Consider the following 16,669-nt stretch of genomic DNA (forward strand, 5'->3'; position numbering starts at 1 on the left):
TCGGGCGAATAGACCTTCATCACCATAATCGGTCACCCTCTCCCGACCCCCACCGGGGTCGGCGTCAGGGTGTCCACCACCCGGGGGGAGGTCCCATCGCCGCAAAGTGGCCGATGGCTCGGCCGTTCGCCTGCCGGGGCCCCTTGTTGCGGGCCCCGGCCGCATGCCGGTGAGCACGCACGATCGTGGAGTCCACCGACCCGGCCCAACCCGGGTCCCCGGGCGGAGCGCGTCTTCACCAGTCGGGTACCGACGCGCTCCTGGCCCGTGGCGGCCGGGCATACTCCCGTCAGCGGGTGGCGAGGAGCTCGAGCGTGTCGATCACGCGGTTCGAGAAGCCCCACTCGTTGTCGTACCAGGCGACCACCTTCACGTGCCGGCCGTCGACGCGGGTGAGGGCCGAGTCGAAGATGGACGAAGCCGGATTGCCGGTGATGTCGGAGGACACGAGTGGGAAGTCCGAGTACTCGAGGATGCCGGCGAGCGGCCCCTCCGCCGCGGCGCGGTACGCCGCCAGCACGTCGTCGCGCGTCACGTCCCGGGCGACGGTCGTGTTGAGCTCGACGATCGACCCCACCGGAACCGGCACACGGATCGAGTCGCCCGACAGCTTGCCGTCCAGGTTCGGCAGCACGAGGCCGATCGCCTTGGCTGCGCCCGTCGTGGTCGGCACGATGTTGACGGCGGCAGCTCGGGCGCGACGGGCATCGCGGTGCGGACCGTCCTGCAGGTTCTGCTCCTGCGTGTAGGCGTGCACCGTCGTCATGAAGCCGTGCTCGATCCCGGCGAGCTCGTCGAGTACCGCGGCCAGCGGTGCGAGCGCGTTGGTCGTGCACGAGGCGTTCGAGACGATCGTGTGCACGGCCGGGTCGTACGTGTCGCTGTTGACCCCGAATGCCAGCGTGACATCAGCGCCGTCCGACGGCGCGCTGACGAGCACCTTCTTCGCGCCCGCGTCGAGATGGGCACGGGCGGCCTTGGCCGACGTGAAGCGGCCGGTCGCTTCGAGGGCGATGTCGACACCAAGTTCGGCCCACGGCAGCTGCGCCGGTTCGCGCTCGGCGAGCACCTTGATGCGACGGCCGTCGACGACGAGGTCGTCCCCGTCGACGGTCACCGGGCGACCGAGCCGGCCGGCCGTCGTGTCGTAGGCCAGCAGCCGCGCGAGGATAGCGGGCTCCGTGAGGTCGTTGACGGCGACGATCTCGAGGCTGCTGTCGCGTTCGAGCAGCGCGCGCAGCACGTTGCGTCCGATGCGGCCGAATCCGTTGATGGCGATGCGAGTCATGAATGCTGTCCCTTCGGTTCGCCACCAGGCTCGCTCGCGGCACCCGCAGGTGACAGTGGCGGGATCGCCACGGTTCGAAAGGATCGCGCCAGGTGGCGGCTCTACTCGCCCTGGGCGAAGGTGCGCCGGTACTCGCTCGGCGTGGTGCCGAGGATGCGCTGGAAGTGCAGCCGCAGATTCGCACCGGTGCCGAGACCGACGTCGGCGGCGATCTGCTCGACACCGCGCTGCGAACGCTCGAGCAGCTCGCGGGCCATGTCGATGCGGGCTCGCATGACCCACTGCATCGGGGTGTACCCGGTCTCCTCCACGAAACGCCGCGAGAACGTGCGCGGCGAGACCGCTGCCCGCCGCGCCAGTACCTCGAGGGTGAGGGGCTCGTCGAGCCGGTGCAGCGCCCACTCTCGGGTGTCGGCGAACCGCTCGCCGAGCGGCTCCGGCACACTGCGCGGCACATACTGCGCCTGACCGCCGCTGCGGTAGGGGGCCGCGACCAGTCGCCGGGCCGCGTGGTTCGACGCGGCCACCCCGAGGTCGCCGCGCAGAATGTGCAGGCACAGGTCGATGCCCGAGGCGGCGCCGGCCGAGGTCAGTACGCTGCCCTCGTCGACGAACAGAACGTTCTCGTCGACCTGAACGAGCGGATGCTTCGCCACCAGCGCCCGCGTGTAATGCCAGTGCGTCGTGGCACGCTTGCCGTCGAGCAGGCTCGTCGCGGCGAGCGCGAAGGCGCCCGTCGAGATGGCGGCGAGCCGCGCGCCGCGATCATGGGCAGCGATCAGCGCGTCGACGACGGCCTGCGGCGGATCGTCGCGGTCCGGGAACCGATAACCGGGAATGAAGACGATGTCGGCCCACGCAAGCGCGTCAAGGCCATGGGCTACGTGGTACGAAAGGCCGTCGCCACCGGTCACGAGACCAGGTGCCGCGCCGCACAGCCGCACCTCGTAGGGCATGCTCGCGCGCGTCGTGAACACCTGCGCGGGGATTCCGACATCGAGGGGCTTCGCACCCTCGAGCACGAGAATGGCGACGCGACGCAGGTGGAAGGCTGGCACAGAGACAGGGTACGCAGGGGTGCGGGACGAGATTTCTTGTGCGGGTCGAGCCCGGTACCCATCGGGCCGGCCGAGCACCGCATCCGCCCCGCGAACGGTCGCACCGGCGAGGCAAGCACGCACGCTGCCCCCGCATGGTTGGCCGGGGACGCCGCTTTCCGCTTGCTCCTCCTGCCGGACGAGTTCGCAGAGCGGTCCGGAAAGCGCCCCCTCGAAGCAGGCGACCACCGCCTCTCCCCGCTGTGCCGGACCGAGCGAGTCGATGGCCGCCTCCCGGCACACGTCAATGAGCGATCGCCTCGGTGAATCGAGCCCCCGGGCCCGGAGCGGCTCATTCCAGAAGGAGGGCGAGTCCTCGTCCCGTTCACCGGACAGCGGTGGCCCTATGATCGCGTGCTACACATCGCGGCGCGCCGACGTGGTCGGCGGGGGGACGTGGAGGAGGACGTGCTGACGATGACCGAGCACATGAGGGACTGGTCGTTGGCGATCGACTTCGGCATGTACTGCACTTCGGCGGCCGCATCGCAGTCCACAGGAGCCGAAGAGGACCCGGCTCCCACGATCCTTCCACTGGGGACCGGCTACGGCGGGCTCTTGCCCTCACTGGTCTGCCTGGACGACAACGGCCGGCTGCTCACCGGTGAGGCTGCGCTGGAGGCCGCTCCCCACCGGCCTGAGCGCGCCGAGCGCGCGGCCAAGCGGGCCCTGGTGGAACAGGAGCAGGTCCTGCTCGGGGGCGGCGCAGTGGCCACGGCCGACCTGGCGGCCGCAGTGCTGACCCGGGCGCTGGAGCAGGCCCGGGCCCGGCATGGCGGCACCTCGCCGGGCCGGACCGTTCTGACCCATCCGGCTCACTGGGCCCCGCAGCAGCTGGCGCGGCTGGGCGCCGCTGCCGCCGCGGCGGAAATTCCGCGCCCCGAGTTCCTGCCCGAGCCGGTCGCGGTGGCCCGCCACCACATGGCCGGCCGGGGACTCCCGGACGCAGCACACCTCGCTGAGCCTTCGGAGGGCGGGCACATCGCGGTGTACGACCTCGGCGGCGCCTTCAAAGTGTCGGTTCTCGCCTGGGACGGCCGGCGGTTCACCGTCGTACGCACCGGCGGCGACCACGATCTGGGCGGGGACGACCTGGACGAGTGCCTGCGCGGGCTGCTGGCCGAACGGGTACTGGACCGTGACCCGGGACCCTGGCAGGACCTCTGGGAGGACACGTCCCCGGATGCGGTCCGGCAGCGGGTCGCAGTGCGCCGCACCCTGGTGGCCGCGCGGGAGACGCTGTCCGGCAGCACGAGCGTCGATGTGCGGGTACCCGGCTACCCGGAGCCTTTCCTGGTCCGCGGTCATGAGTTCCGAACCGCCGCGGAGCCGGTCATCGAGCGCACCTACGATCTGCTCGCCGAGACCGTACGCCAGGCCGGCCGGGAGCCGGGTGACCTGCATGCCGTGATCATCGCCGGCGGAGCGGGCCGTACGCCCCGGGTCTCCGATCTGATCGCGGAGCGCACCGGGCGGCTGCCGCTGCTTGCCCGCGACCCCAAGGCGGCCGTGGTGCTGGGGGCGTTGGCGCAACCGCCCTCCGATCGCCGAGGGAGGCGGGCAACGGCGGACGAGCCACGCAGCGACGGCCTCGACACAGGCCGGCCCTCGAAGTCCGCGATCAGGTACTTCGACGAGTCCGGCAATCCGTTCTCGGATGTGTGACGACCCGTAGGGGCTGTGGGCCGGCCGGTCGCCGACCGTCACGTCCTGCGAACGTTTTCGGTCGGCGTGGCACATTCCGGCCCTGACCGCCGTCCAACGAGGGTGCCGAACTGTTCGGCGCACGGCTTCCGTACCTCGCCGAGGGACTCGTATGGACATTGTGATGCTCGGTCACAGCGCGGCAGGCAAGACCACATATGTCTCTCTCATGTATGCCGTCATGCGCGAAGGCATCGAGGGTTTGAGTCTGCGCGCGGAGGATCCCTACGCGCACCGCACGCTCATGAGTGCCGCCGAAGCGGTACTGAAGGGCCGGTATCCGCACGCCAGCGACCAGCGGGCGGTATTCGAGCTGGTACTCCAGCACGACGGGCGTGATGTCTTCCCGTTCCGCTGGCGCGACTACCGTGGCGGGGCGCTGAACGAACGGGTCAGCAACAGCCACCAGGCAGAGCAGCTGCATGAGGATCTCAAGCAGGCCCAGGGCATCATCCTCTTCGCCGACGCACAGCGACTTCTCGGCCACTCCGCCGCACCGGGCGAAGTACGGCGCATGACGGTCCATGTGCAGCGGGCACTCGACGCCCGAGGCAAGGCCCTGACGCCGATCGTCCTCGCCCTCACCAAATGCGATCTCGTCGACCTGGACGACCCGCACGTCGTGGAGCGGCTGATCGCGCCGTTTCGGCAGCTGATCGACGGGATCGCGGCGACCCGGCAGCTGCACGGTGCGGTGGTCCCCGTGTCCTGCGGGCCCGCTCCGGTGAATGTGGCCCTGCCGGTGCTGTGGAGCCTGCACTTCGGCATCGTCGGACGAAGCCTGGAACTTCGGGAGTCGGTGGACGAGCGGCTCGAGGCGGCCCGCAGGGCGGCGGCCCGGGACACCGTGGGGGACCGCATCAGCAGCTGGTGGAAGGGCGAACCGTCGTGGGCCGCGATCAGCGCCCGTCGGCGATCGGAGGCTCAGGAGGAATTCGACCGGCTGCAACCGCTGGTGGCACCCGCCGAGCGGCTCCAGACGCTGCTGGAAGGCGTGGCGGCCTTCTGACCCGGCTGGTGTCACCCCTCATCACAGACCCACGCGCGACCGGCGCGGCGTATTCAGCGGCGTGTTCGAGAGAGGAACCGAAAAGGTATGAGCGTCCCCAGGATCACCCTCACCATGCTGGGCGCGACCAGCTGCGGCAAGACAACGTACCTGCACGGCATGTACGCCAGGCTGTCCCAGGGCTTCAACGGCTACTTCCTGTACGCCACCGACCCGGATGCGGACCTGGACCTGGCCGACGCCTGGACTGCGCTCTCCGAGGAGGGCACCTTCCCCAGGCCGAACGATGTGAACAAGCCCGTCGGCTATGAGTTCCGTTTCCTGCAGGGGGTGTTGCCCCTGCTGGAGATCGACTGCCTGGACTTCCGCGGCGGCGCGGGCACCGACCGCGGCAACCGCGAGGACTCCCCGGAAGACATCGCGATGCTGCGGGAACGCATCGAGGTCTCGGACGCCATCTTCCTGGTCCTGGACGGTCAGCACGTCGGCCAGTGGATCGCCGACGGCGCCCGCCCCCATGTCAACCCGGCCACCGACCCGATGAGGATCGCCACGTTCTCGCGCGCCATCAACTTCGTCATCGGCAAGCGGCGGGAGACCAACGAACCCCCGCCCTCACTGGTCGTCCTGGTCACCAAGACCGATCTGTTGCCCCAGGTGACGGGCATGAGCACCCGTGAGGCGCTCGCGACCCTCGCGAAGAACCTCACCAACCTGGTGCAGCTGGTGGCGGCCGACGGCGTCTCGGCAATGCTCTGCCCGGTACAGATCGGCAACTTCGGCGAGGCGACCGGACCCACCGTCAACCCGAGTGACGTCGATCCCAGGTATGTGCACAACCCGATCATCTTCGCGCTGCTGCACTACCTGACCGAGGGCATCACCCGGCACGAGCAGCAGATCCGGGAAGTCGGCGGTCAGATCGACCGACAGGGCAAGGAAGTGGCCACGCTGAGCGCCGGGCTCTTCGGCGGGTTCTTCAAGCGCGGCGAGATGAAGAGCGGGAACGCGAAGATCGACGCGTGGCGGGAAGAGCTCCGATCCATGGAGGACGAGGTTTCGGGGGCCCGCAAGCGCGCGGAGTCACTCGCCGAGGAACTGCATCACATGCCCATCTACCGTTCCGGGAAGCTGCAGGAGGCCTGACATGGACGGCAGCGAGGGCCTGCCCGGCGGCTGGTCCGCCGTGGTGTATGGACGTACGTTCCAGATGGATCGCTGGTGGCGTGCCCATCCCGAGGGACTCGGGGAGAACAGCCCGGTCGGGCGGGCAGTCCACGCCGCGGTCGCGGGAGGCAAGCGCCTTGAGGGCGGCCCTCGGTTCCTGCTGAGTCGCGGGAGTCATGGCTTGCTCGTGGGCGCGGCCTGCTATCTGGATCTGGTCAGCGACACCATGAACCAGGACGCCAACCAGCCGCCGCGGCGGCTGTACGGGTTCGTCGGCTGGCACAGCTCGGAGCCGAGCGCGGCCGTGCCGTCGCTGGATGATCTGCGGCATGAGTTCGCGGCATGGGCCGGGCCCGTCTACCGCGAGTGGGCGAGCCTCACCTGGGACGCGCGGTCGAATCGCTCGGCCGATCCGCGGACCAGCCGGCCCTGTCCGGCACCGTGGAAGCCGTTGCCGTCCGTCGTCCCCGGCGCCGGGGCAGCTTCGCACGAGGGCCCGGACGGCCTGCTGCGGACGGTCGGGGAGCCTGCGGCGCCGGACAGGACCGCTGCGGTGTGGCTGCCCGCTGAGCGGTACCTTGTGCACCTGCTGCCCGGCTCCGCCGCCGCGCAGTTGTGGGCGGCGGCGCTGGAACACCCGAAGAACGACGTCACGCTGGTCACCGGCTGGCGTGAGGCCCGCGACGCGGACCTCACCGGGCTGACCCACCTGTGCAGCGACGACGTCACACAGTACCGGCGAGAACGGCTGGCCGCCCCGGCCCCTCCCCCGCGTCCTGCGCACGCGTACTCCAGCTGGACCCGAGAGCACCCCGGCCCGCACGGCGGCGTGAGGGGAAAGCAGAAGCCCGCATCCGGCTCGTCGGCCGGACCGGACCCGCTGCAGGGGCCCAAATCCCCGGTTCCCGGGGCGTCCTCGACCCGCTCGCCGTTGACGGGGCTGCGCCGGAACATCACGGAGCTCGGCCGGAACATCTCAGAGGTGGGCCGGAACATCACAGATGCGGGCCGGAGCCTCACAGAGCTGGGCCGGAACATCGCAGGGCTGGGCCGCGGCCGCGACGAGTTCTCGTCGGGATTCCACGGCGGCCCCCCGGAGCAGCAGCCCTCGGCCCACGGCGGGCTGCGGGGGCCCGCCGCCTACGACGCCCCCCAGGACGCCCGTCGGCGGCAGCAGGACGAGGAACCCGGGATGTTCCGCAGGAGCACCGCCCCGACACCGCCGCCGGTATTCGGACGGAGCCGCGAGGTCGAGGCCGAAAATGCCTCCTACGACAGCTACTTCGGCGGATTCGACGACGAACCGTCTCCTTCGCGCGGCCCGGCACAACCCACCGCCGCCCCCGGGTCCGAGGCCCTGCCGCCGGAACAGAGCGCCGCCGGCGTACCCCCGCTTCCGGACGGCGGCACCGGTTTCCCGGACAGCGGCAGCGGGCGCGAGACCCGCCCGGACGCCACCGGCCAACAGGCCCACCAGGACCCCCCGCCAGGAGGTAACCGATGAACGCCGGCCCCAAGACGCCTGCGACGCCGTCTCAGCATGCGCTCCAGCCCGACGTACTGCGCCTGGCCACGGACGCCGCCGGCCTTCTGGACCGGGCCGCCCGTGCCTCCGGCGGCGGGCAGGAGCCGGACGATGCCGCGCCGGAAGACGTCCTGGTTTCCCCGGAACTCGCCGAGGCCGTCCGGGCCGAGGCGGCAAGGGTGCGTGCCGGGGCGGCGGTGCTGGTGGTGGTCGGCGAGAAGAAACGCGGCAAGAGCTCACTGATCAATGCGCTGGTCGGCCGTCCCGGGCTGCTGCCCGTCGAGGTCGATGTCGCCACCGGGGTGCACCTGGTGGTCCGTCATGCCGAGGAGCCGCAGGCCACCGCCTTCCTGGAAGGTGATCCTCGGGGGCACCCGATCCCGGTCGCCTCGATCGGCGAGTACGCCGCTCTCGACCCGGTCACCCAGGAGCCGTACCGCCGCGATGTGCGCCATGTGGAGGTGGGGATTCCGTCGCCGCTGCTCGCATCGGGACTGGTCCTGGTCGACACGCCCGGTGTCGGAGGTCTGGTGTCCGGGCATGCCCGCATCACCATGGCGACCCTGGCCCGCGCGGACGCCCTGGTCTTCGTGGTCAACGGCCAGAGCGAGCTCACCGCTTCGGAGTTGCGCTTTCTGGAGCAGGCCACCGAACGCATCGCCGAGGTCGTCTTCGTCCTCACGCAGACGGACAAGTACGGCCGCTGGGAGGAGGTGCTGGAGCGCAACAGGCGGCTGCTCGCCGAGCATGCGCCGCGCTATGTCTCCGCTCCCTGGTTCGCCGTCAGCAGCAGGGCGAAGGAGGATGTCGACCTCGCCGCCGCTGCCGGAGCCGGTGACGATGCGCTGGCCGCCCAGCGGCTGCGCCTCAGCGGATTCCCCACGCTGCAGGACGCGTTGACCGAACGGATCGCCGCCAGGGCCGCAGAACTGCGGCTGGCGAACTGTCTCCATGCCGTCACCTCGGCGGTGGCCCCGCTCGCCGCCGCCCAGGAGCGCAGGCTGCGGTCGCTGAAGCAGGACCCGGCTCTTGAGGACGAGGTACGACGCCGCCGCGACGCGCTGCGGGCGCTGCAGGGCGAGGACGCGGCCTGGCGCAGGACGCTCACCCGCTCCAGCCGCGAGCTGGAGCGCCGGTTGCGCCTGGGTTTCCAGCGCAACGTCAACGACCTGCGGCAGTTGGCCGAGGAGAAGATGGCCACCGCACCGCCCGCGGTCCTGGCCACCGAGTTGCCCCGTGACCTGGAGGCGGGGGTGGAGGCGATCTGGCTGGACCTGGACACCGCCACACGCCAGGGCACCGCCGAGCTGGCGGCGGCGATGGAACAGGCCTGCGGAGTGGCCTCGGACGACGAGATCGGTGCCGAACTCGTCCTCGCCCGGCCGCGGCGGCTGGAGGCGCTGCCCCCTGTGGTGCACAGCGACGACCTGAACGGCGGACTGCTCGGCTTCGTCGAACGGGTGGTGCCTGCCTGGGGGGCAGGCGGCCTGGCCGCGGGCATCACGATGCTGTTCACCACCAGCGTCATGGCCCCGCTCGCCGCGGGCTTCGGAATCGTGGCCCTGCTGTCCGGGCGTCGCAAACAGCGCCAGGAGCTGACCCGGGCCCGCGGGGACGCGGCCCGCTACACCAACCGGCTGGTCGCCGAGCTCACCACGGAGATCCCGCCGCAGATCAGCCGCTCCGTCGAGGAGATCACCGACCGTCTCGCCGCGCAGCTCACCGACCGCCTGGCGGTCCAGCGCACCGCCCTGGAAGAGGAACTGACTCTCCATCAGAAACATCTGACGACCGCGGCCGAGCAGCTCACCCGGGAACGCGAACGGACCCGGCGCCGACTGGACTCCCTCAACGGCCTTCTCGCCCGAAGCCGGGACCTGGCCGCCCGACTGGCCCCTACCTGAGAACAGGAACCGCAGTGAAGATCGTGATGCTGGGCCACAGCAACGCGGGCAAGACCACGTACATCGCCATGATGTACGAGCTGATGCGCTCGGGCTACCGAGGATTCCGCGTCCGTACCGCGGACAAGCCGCGCGACCGCGAACTGCTGGACAGTGCCCGTGCCATCCGCCGCGGCCTCTACCCGCCGCCGTCCTCGCGCCGCGACGCGCACTCCTTCGAGCTGACCTACCACCGGCGGCGGATCGCCGACTTCACCTGGAACGACTACCGCGGTGGCGCCCTCGACGACCGGGCGGGGAACGAGGAGACGGCAGCGGTCCTCGCCGAACTCGTCCGGGCCGACGGGCTGGTGGTCTTCACCGACGCCGCCCGGCTCGCCGAAGCCGAGTCCAGCCGCCGCGAGGTTCGGCGGCTGACCGTGCTGCTCCAGCAGGCGATCGGCGAGCGTTCCCGGAACACCCCCGTCGTCATCGCCTATACCAAGGCGGACCTGGTGTCCGGCCCCGCCGCATGGGCCCGGGCGACGGCCCCGATGGAGGCGCTCCAGACGGCCATCACCGACTCACCCCGGGTCGCAGGCGCCACGGTCGCCGTCTCCTGCGGGGCGACTCCGCAGGGGGTGCACGTCCCGGTGCTGTGGTGCCTGTCACAACATGTGTCGGGCCGGGTCGCGGAGTTGCGTTCCGCGGCGGACACCAGCCGCAGGCTCAGCGAGACCGCCCAGGCCAGAGCGAGCCTCTGGAACAGCCTCATCTCCACGTTGGACGGTGTGGAGAGCGAGTACCGCAAACAACTCCGTCACGAGCAGGAGGCCCGTCGGCACCTCGCCGAGCTGCAACCGCTGGAAGAGCCGGCCCGCCGGCTGATCAGGGCCCTCGAACGGGCGCAGGCATCCACCGCGCCGCCCGCCCCGGTGGGGCGGCGGTGAGCGCCCCTCACGCCTTCGGCACCCGCACCGGCAGCGGGGAGCTCTGCGCCCGGGTCCTGCGGCTGTGCGACACGGCGGAACCGCTGCTGCCGCCCGGACCCGCGGCGGACTCGGTCGCCGCCGTACGGCAGCGGCTCGGCGAGCGGACCCTGCGGGTCGCCGTGGGCGGGCGAATGAACGCCGGCAAGTCCACCCTGGTCAACGCCCTCCTGGGACGCCGACTCGCGGCCACGGCGGCGACCGAGTGCACCATGCTGGTCGCCTGGTTCCGCCGTGGTGTGCAGAACCGCATCGAGGTACGCCGCACCGACGGGCGCACCTACCATGTGCGCGGAGCGCCCGGCGGAGGCATTCCGGCTGATCCGACACTGCTCGGCTCTCCCCGTGAGGAGATCGAGGAGATCGCTGTCGAGGTGACCGACAGCCTCGGTGCCGACGACTACACCCTGGTCGACACGCCGGGCATGGACACCCTGAGCGGCCTGGACGAGGTGGCGATGCGTGCCCTCGCACAGGCCGACGCCCTGCTGTATGTGATGCCGCACCCGGGCGCCGGGGACGAGGAGGCCCTGCAGGCGCTGCGGATGAAGGCCGGTGCCCGGATGACCGCCCTCAATGTGGTCGGCGTGCTCAGCCGCATCGATGAGCTGGGCAGCGGAGAGGGCGACCCCTGGCCCCGGGCCCGGCGGGTGGCCGCCACCTACACCCGCCGTCTCACCGGCATGGTCACCGAGGTGGTCCCGGTCGCCGGTCTGCTGGCACAGACCGCGCTCGGCGACGAATTCACCGAGCAGGACACCTTGCTGGTACGGCGGCTCGCCACCGACCGAGCGGCGCTCGAGCGGGCGCTCTACTCCCCGGACGACTTTCTGTGCTGGGAGACCGGCCCGCTCTCGGCGGAGCAGCGGCAGCGCGCCTTCGCGCTGCTGGGGCGGTACGGGATCGCGACGGCCGTGGCCGCGGTGGCCGAAGGCGCGACCAGCACGCGCTCGCTCCTCGACGAACTGCGCCGGGCCTGCGGCATCGATCCGCTGCTGGCCCACATGAAGCGGCGCTTCATCGACGCCGCGGACCGGCTGCGCGCCGCGGCGGCACTCACGGCGCTGGACGCCGTCGCGTCCGCTGCGGCGGCCGGCGCAGGGCAGGCTCTGACGACGCCGGCCAGGGCGGCACTGGACGAACTGCGGGCGGGGATCGCCGGCGTACGCCGGCATCCGCTGATGCGGCAGCAGGATCTGGCCGCCGCCCTGTCCGATCTGGCAGGCGGACGCCTGGTCCTGCCCGAACCGGACAGCGCCGCTCTGGTCGCTCTGGCGACCGGTGCCACGACACAGTCCTGCCTGGCCCTCGCCCCCGGCGCAGCGCCCACCGCCGTCGCCGCCGCTGCCGCCGAGCAGGCCGCGTACTGGCGTCGACTGGAGTTCACCGCCCCTTCCCGGCCGGTCCAGCGGCACGCCCGGACGGCCCGGGAACTGTGCGAGGCGTTCCTCTTCGAGGCCTGGCACTGACCCGACCGGTCCGCGGGTGGGCCGAGCCGCAGGTACCGGTGGCGGTGAGTAGAACTACCGGTACCGGTGGCGGTGAGTAGAACCGCCGGTACCGGTAGCGGTGGATCGAACTACCGGGGCCAGCAGCGGTGGGCCGAGCCACCGTACCGGCCGTGGTGGGCCGAGCCACCCGGGCCAGCAATGGTGGGCCGAGCCACCACCACCGGCCGTGGTGGGCCGAACCGCCGGTACCGGAGCGGCCCCGGGGCAGCCGGCGTCGGGCCGGGGGCCGAGCAGCCCGCCGGCGCCTGTCCGGGCCTACTGCCCGGACAGGCCGCACCCGTTGATCAGCAGTGCCCTTAGCCCCTCGTTCAGGCCCGCGAGCACCCGGCACTCCGCGTCGTCGCTACCGAGTCGCAGCAACAGGGCCAGCCGCTCGGCCACTTGTGCGCCGCAGGCCCTTTCCGCCGTGTCCGGCCCCTGGCAGCAGCCCTGGTCGGCCAGCTGTTCCGACAGAGCGCGCAGGCCGTCCCCGGCGGGCCCGGGGCCGAGCCGCAGCCCCGCGCCACGGCACAGCTGAAGCAGCTCTCCGCAGAGCGGGCCGGTCGAGTCGGGCCCACCGGTGGCTGGGCGCCGCGGTGAACCCGGCGGCACCGCGGCGTTCACGCGTCCAGTCCTCGGCGCAGTTCGCGTCCCTCGGCCAGCAGCCCGCCCAGTTCCTCCCGGCAGGCACGGACCTCCTGTCGCTGCGGCATGAGTTCCGTGTCGCGGCGCGCCTGGTTCTCCCTCAACACCACGAGCGCGCGGTCGACTTCGTCGCGCCGGTCCGCGATCTCCCCTTCGGCCTGGCGGACGAGGTCCGCTTCGATGGCGCGCAGCATGTCCGTCACCATCGGTGGCAGCTCGTCGGCGCAGGACTCCAGCCGCCGCACGGCCTCGGTCTGCACCAGGTGTCGGGCCAGGTCGGTCCGCTGCTGGCTGCGTACCCTCCATACGGCCGTTCCGAAGGCGACCACCCCGGCGGCCAGCCCCAGCGGCACCGCCACCCGCGTCAGGCGGTTCGCTGCCCGGTATGCGGTCATGGCGTCGCCCATCGCCCGCCACACCATCTGGGCGGGGGTCTGCGGCGCGGCCTGCCGTCCGGTGAGCCGGTCCAGCCAGCCTGCAGGGGCGGGCGGCACCGGCAGCCCGTCCGGCGACCGGGTGAGCGCCTCCAGCATCTTGCCCGCCCGCTCGCCGACTCGGCGAAGGTCGATCTCCGCGCCGGCCACCAGGCCTTCCAGCGGCTCCTTGCGCCAGTCGTCCCTCCCCAGCGCCGGGGTCAGCACCTCCAGCCCCGGGACGGAACAGTCCTCGGCTAGCTGAGCGGCCAGCCGACCGCACTCCCGATACGCCTCGTTCTCCAGTTCCAGCCGCAGGCCGTCGAGGCCGTCTCGTACGGTGCGGGCGACGGTCTGCGAACCCTCCGGGCCGCCTTCGGAGGTCTGGTCGTCCACCAGGCGCCGGATGTCCTGCAGCGAGCGGCCGACCCTGGCCCGCAGCCGGTGGTCGGCGGACTCCGCCCGGGTGGACAGCCGCTGCCGCCAGCGCGCGTCCGGCGCGGACAGCCGTTCCAGTGCCTGCTGCTGTCTGCGCAACTCCTCCTCGTCGGCCGAACCGGCCATGAGTTCCTTCTCCCGCAGGGCGAGCGCACTGTCCCGTTCACTGAGGGACGCCTGCGCCAGGTCCAACGCAGCGGCGAGCCGGTCGCGTTCGGCACGCCGGACGATGTCACGGCGCAGTTCCTCCTCCAGCGGGCCGAAGCCGCTGCGCGAGTGGAGTTCGTCCGCCCACGGACCGTCGCCGCTGTCCCGGGCGCGGATCGAGTCGAGTCGGTAGCGGCTGCTGACGGGGTACCAGGGCGCGCGTGCGAACCCTGGGGCGCGCTCGGCCAGCAGGGCGTGGTTGCGGGCGAGAACAGACTTCCAGTGCGGGTAGGTGTCGATCTGGGTGAGGACGAACACCACGGTGGCGACCCGCTGGGCGGCCTTCTCCAGGAAAGTGAGTTCCGATTTCGTGAGTTCGGTGGAACCGTCGACGACGAACAGCAGCGCCTCGGCCTTCGCCAGCGTGGCCATGGTGATCGCGGCATGGCCCGAGACGAGGCCGCCGACGCCGGGAGTGTCGATCAGCGTGAGCCCGTCCTCCAGCAGGGTGGCCGGAACGCCGATCGCCACGCCGGTCACTTCCGGATGCAGGCTGTCCCTGCTCTCCGGGTCGACGGCGGCGTACTCCGCGATCCGGTCCAGGGGGATCTCCACGCCTCCAGGACGGTCATCGCTGAGGGCCCGGGCGCAGTCGGTGGCCTCGTGACGGACCGACAGATGAACCGCGGTGGCCACGTCCGCGTCCACCGGCAGCAGATCCGGGCGTTCCAGCAACGCGTTGATGAGCGAGCTCTTACCGCGTTTCTTCTCCCCCACCACGACGACCGCCGACGGGGCCAGCCCGGCGCCCGCCGCCTCGGCGTGCAGCGCGGCGGCCCGGGGTCCGGCGCCGAACCGTTCGATGGTGTCGGCGCACTGGTGGATGTGCCGGATGACGGCGGGGGCCAGTGGATGCCTGTCGGAGCTGCTCATATGACGGTCCCTTCGTCCGGCGGTGTCTCTTCCGCACCCCTTACAGACGCCGTCGTGGGCGCCACTGTGCCGTCAAGCGCCGTCACCAGACGGTGTCGTGGTCACTGGTGTCCGGCGGGTCGGGTTCGTAGCCGTTCTCGCCCGCGACGAACTCGGAGACGGAGGTGTAGCCGGTGTGGTCCGCGGACTCGATGACGTCGTCCTCGGTGAGGCGCCCGTCGTCCCAGGTGTGCTCGGTCTCGTCGCCGTAGCTCGTGTCCGTGTCGTCGCCGTAGCTCATGTGGACGTCCCCCTGTTCCGCGTGGTGGTGTTCCGTCGGGTGCTCCTCCACAATTGGACGCTCGTCGAGGCCCGGGTGTGCCGAGCCGTCGCCGTCGGGTACCAGCAGCTCGAGTGCGGCGCCGCCCAGCAGGGCGCCGCCGACCAGCTTCGAGGCCCGCCCGCCCCCGTACCGAGGGACGGCCGGCTGCTTCCCTGGAGGGCCGAGCGGGGCGGCGACCCCGTGGGACAGTGCGCTGATCCATGCGTCAGCCGTGAACCGCTTCTCCGGCACGTCGATCCGCACCCGCCTGAACGCCGACGTGGGCACCCCTGCGGCGCCGGTCGCGAAGACGTCCGCATACAGGTCCGCCGCCACGATCAGCGCGATGTCGCTCTCCGTCGCGTTCGCCAGCGTGCTGCGCAGGCTCGCCGAGTCGAGCAGACGGCAGGCGAGCTCCACCGACCAGGCGACATAGCCCAGCGGAGCCCGCTGCACCGATCCCTGCGCCAGCGCGGCGCGCAGCCGGACGGTTTCGTCGGCGACACCGCGTGCGTTGAGCGTGAACAGCGCATCCCGCAGGCCGAGCACCAGTCCCGGGACCGCACGTCCTTCGTCGGTGCCCACCGGGAGCAGCAGCAACTGGCCGTCCCCGCGGTCCTGCAGATCGCACGACCGGCGGCTCAATCCGGCTCGCTCGCAGGCGTGGTCCAGAGCCTGCGCCAGTCTGGACTGCGCCCGCTGCTGTGCCGCATAGGGCCGTCCGCTGTATGCCTCGATGTCCACCACCAGGCACAGCCTGCGCTGCCGCGGCCCCTGACCGCCCGTCATACCGCCACGCCGGGGGCAGCGGGCCGGTCCTGCCCGGCTGCCACAGCGCGCAGCACGGCGATGTCCCTCACCAGGACGCTGCGGTATTCGGTGGCTATCGCGCCCGATGCGCGCAGCGCCCGCAGACCACGCTGCACACTCGCCGTGGACAGCCCCGCCAGGGCCGCCAGATCGGCGTTGCTGAGCGGCACGTCGATCCGCAGCCCCTGCCGCGCCGGACGCCCGTAAGCTCGCGCCAGGGTGTCGAGTGTCCGGGCCAGACGGACCGTCACCGGCCCGCTGACCGCATCGATCCGGTAGCGGATCGCTGCCCGCAGCTTCCCGGCGACGGAACGCTGCAACTCGGTCGCCGCGTCGGGACGCTCACGCAGAAAGCCTCGGAAGGCCACACCGCTGATGACCCTGGCGGACGTTCCCCTGGCTGCGAGCACGGTCGCTGACCGCGGCCTTCCGTCCAGGGCGGCCAGCTCCCCGACGACATCGCCGGGGGCCCGGATGGCCAGCAGCACCGTACTGCCGTCCTCGGCTGCGACCAGTACTTTGACGCAGCCGTCCAGGAGCAGCGCCACCACGGTGTCCCGGCCGCCCTCCACCATCAGCGCCTCACCCGGCGTGTACCTGCGGAAGCTGCCGAGGCCGAGCAGCGCGTCGCGATCAGGCCCGCTGAGATTGGACAGAAGACTGCCCCTCGGCCAGCTTCGGCCGAGGGGCTGCTGGACGTGCATGCGGCGCCACCCTCCCCTGGAATGTGCTTGCTTGGGGAAAATAGCGTAAAGGAATCGTGAGCGTCAGGCGGATGTGCGCATCTTTCTCATAGATGCCCAATGACGGTCGATTCCAGGCGCTGTGAG

General features: G+C 71.5%; 13 protein-coding genes and 1 pseudogene. 7 read left to right on the forward strand and 7 right to left on the reverse strand.

Annotation, left to right across the window (positions count from 1 at the left end):
* Positions 1–109: 109 nt before the first annotated feature.
* The 3 genes and pseudogenes from ACFY16_RS30030 to ACFY16_RS30040 form a co-directional block, all read right to left on the reverse strand.
* Positions 110–196: pseudogene (locus ACFY16_RS30030) on the reverse strand (IS5/IS1182 family transposase); the annotation flags it as partial.
* Positions 197–289: 93 nt separating this feature from the next.
* Positions 290–1,288, reverse strand: coding sequence for a type I glyceraldehyde-3-phosphate dehydrogenase (gene gap / locus ACFY16_RS30035; protein WP_390650323.1), 999 nt, complete (start codon positions 1,286–1,288; stop codon positions 290–292).
* A 101-nt stretch (positions 1,289–1,389) separates the two neighbouring features.
* Positions 1,390–2,346 (reverse strand): GlxA family transcriptional regulator, encoded by a 957-nt coding sequence (locus ACFY16_RS30040; RefSeq protein ID WP_390650324.1) that lies wholly within the window; start codon positions 2,344–2,346, stop codon positions 1,390–1,392.
* A 456-nt stretch (positions 2,347–2,802) separates the two neighbouring features.
* Here ACFY16_RS30040 and ACFY16_RS30045 point away from each other — a divergent pair, with 456 nt between their 5' ends.
* The 7 genes from ACFY16_RS30045 to ACFY16_RS30075 all read left to right on the forward strand — a co-directional run bounded on the left by ACFY16_RS30045 (position 2,803) and on the right by ACFY16_RS30075 (position 12,131).
* Complete coding sequence (locus ACFY16_RS30045; protein WP_390650325.1) at positions 2,803–4,050, forward strand: Hsp70 family protein; 1,248 nt, start codon at positions 2,803–2,805, stop codon at positions 4,048–4,050.
* Positions 4,051–4,201: 151 nt separating this feature from the next.
* The gene (locus tag ACFY16_RS30050) at positions 4,202–5,098 is read left to right on the forward strand and encodes a hypothetical protein (RefSeq protein WP_390650326.1); all 897 of its coding nucleotides are present in this window, start codon (positions 4,202–4,204) and stop codon (positions 5,096–5,098) included.
* Positions 5,099–5,185: 87 nt separating this feature from the next.
* Positions 5,186–6,244, forward strand: coding sequence for a hypothetical protein (locus ACFY16_RS30055; RefSeq protein ID WP_390650327.1), 1,059 nt, complete (start codon positions 5,186–5,188; stop codon positions 6,242–6,244).
* A 1-nt stretch (position 6,245) separates the two neighbouring features.
* Complete coding sequence (locus ACFY16_RS30060) at positions 6,246–7,769, forward strand: hypothetical protein (protein ID WP_390650328.1); 1,524 nt, start codon at positions 6,246–6,248, stop codon at positions 7,767–7,769.
* On the forward strand, positions 7,766–9,694 hold the full coding sequence (locus tag ACFY16_RS30065; RefSeq protein ID WP_390650329.1) for a dynamin family protein: 1,929 nt from the start codon (positions 7,766–7,768) through the stop codon (positions 9,692–9,694). The genes ACFY16_RS30060 and ACFY16_RS30065 overlap by 4 nt, the downstream gene beginning before the upstream one ends.
* Positions 9,695–9,708: 14 nt before the next feature.
* Positions 9,709–10,623 carry a hypothetical protein gene (locus tag ACFY16_RS30070; RefSeq protein ID WP_390650330.1) on the forward strand — a complete coding sequence of 305 codons (915 nt, stop codon included), beginning with the start codon at positions 9,709–9,711 and terminating at the stop codon, positions 10,621–10,623.
* Complete coding sequence (locus ACFY16_RS30075; protein ID WP_390650331.1) at positions 10,620–12,131, forward strand: dynamin family protein; 1,512 nt, start codon at positions 10,620–10,622, stop codon at positions 12,129–12,131. Before ACFY16_RS30070 ends, ACFY16_RS30075 begins: the two co-directional genes overlap by 4 nt.
* Positions 12,132–12,428: 297 nt before the next feature.
* Here the strand turns inward: ACFY16_RS30075 and ACFY16_RS30080 are convergent, their stop codons facing one another.
* The 4 genes from ACFY16_RS30080 to ACFY16_RS30095 all read right to left on the reverse strand — a co-directional run bounded on the left by ACFY16_RS30080 (position 12,429) and on the right by ACFY16_RS30095 (position 16,543).
* Complete coding sequence (locus ACFY16_RS30080; protein WP_390650332.1) at positions 12,429–12,776, reverse strand: hypothetical protein; 348 nt, start codon at positions 12,774–12,776, stop codon at positions 12,429–12,431.
* Positions 12,773–14,728, reverse strand: coding sequence for a dynamin family protein (locus ACFY16_RS30085; protein ID WP_390650333.1), 1,956 nt, complete (start codon positions 14,726–14,728; stop codon positions 12,773–12,775). The genes ACFY16_RS30080 and ACFY16_RS30085 overlap by 4 nt, the downstream gene beginning before the upstream one ends.
* Before the next feature lie 82 nt (positions 14,729–14,810).
* Positions 14,811–15,818 (reverse strand): hypothetical protein, encoded by a 1,008-nt coding sequence (locus ACFY16_RS30090; protein WP_390650334.1) that lies wholly within the window; start codon positions 15,816–15,818, stop codon positions 14,811–14,813.
* Positions 15,815–16,543, reverse strand: coding sequence for a Crp/Fnr family transcriptional regulator (locus ACFY16_RS30095; RefSeq protein ID WP_390650335.1), 729 nt, complete (start codon positions 16,541–16,543; stop codon positions 15,815–15,817). The genes ACFY16_RS30090 and ACFY16_RS30095 overlap by 4 nt, the downstream gene beginning before the upstream one ends.
* Between the last annotated feature and the right edge of the window lie 126 nt (positions 16,544–16,669).

Origin of the sequence: Streptomyces sp. NPDC001315 (assembly GCF_042896175.1) — a bacterium.
Classification (GTDB): Bacteria; Actinomycetota; Actinomycetes; order Streptomycetales; family Streptomycetaceae; genus Streptomyces.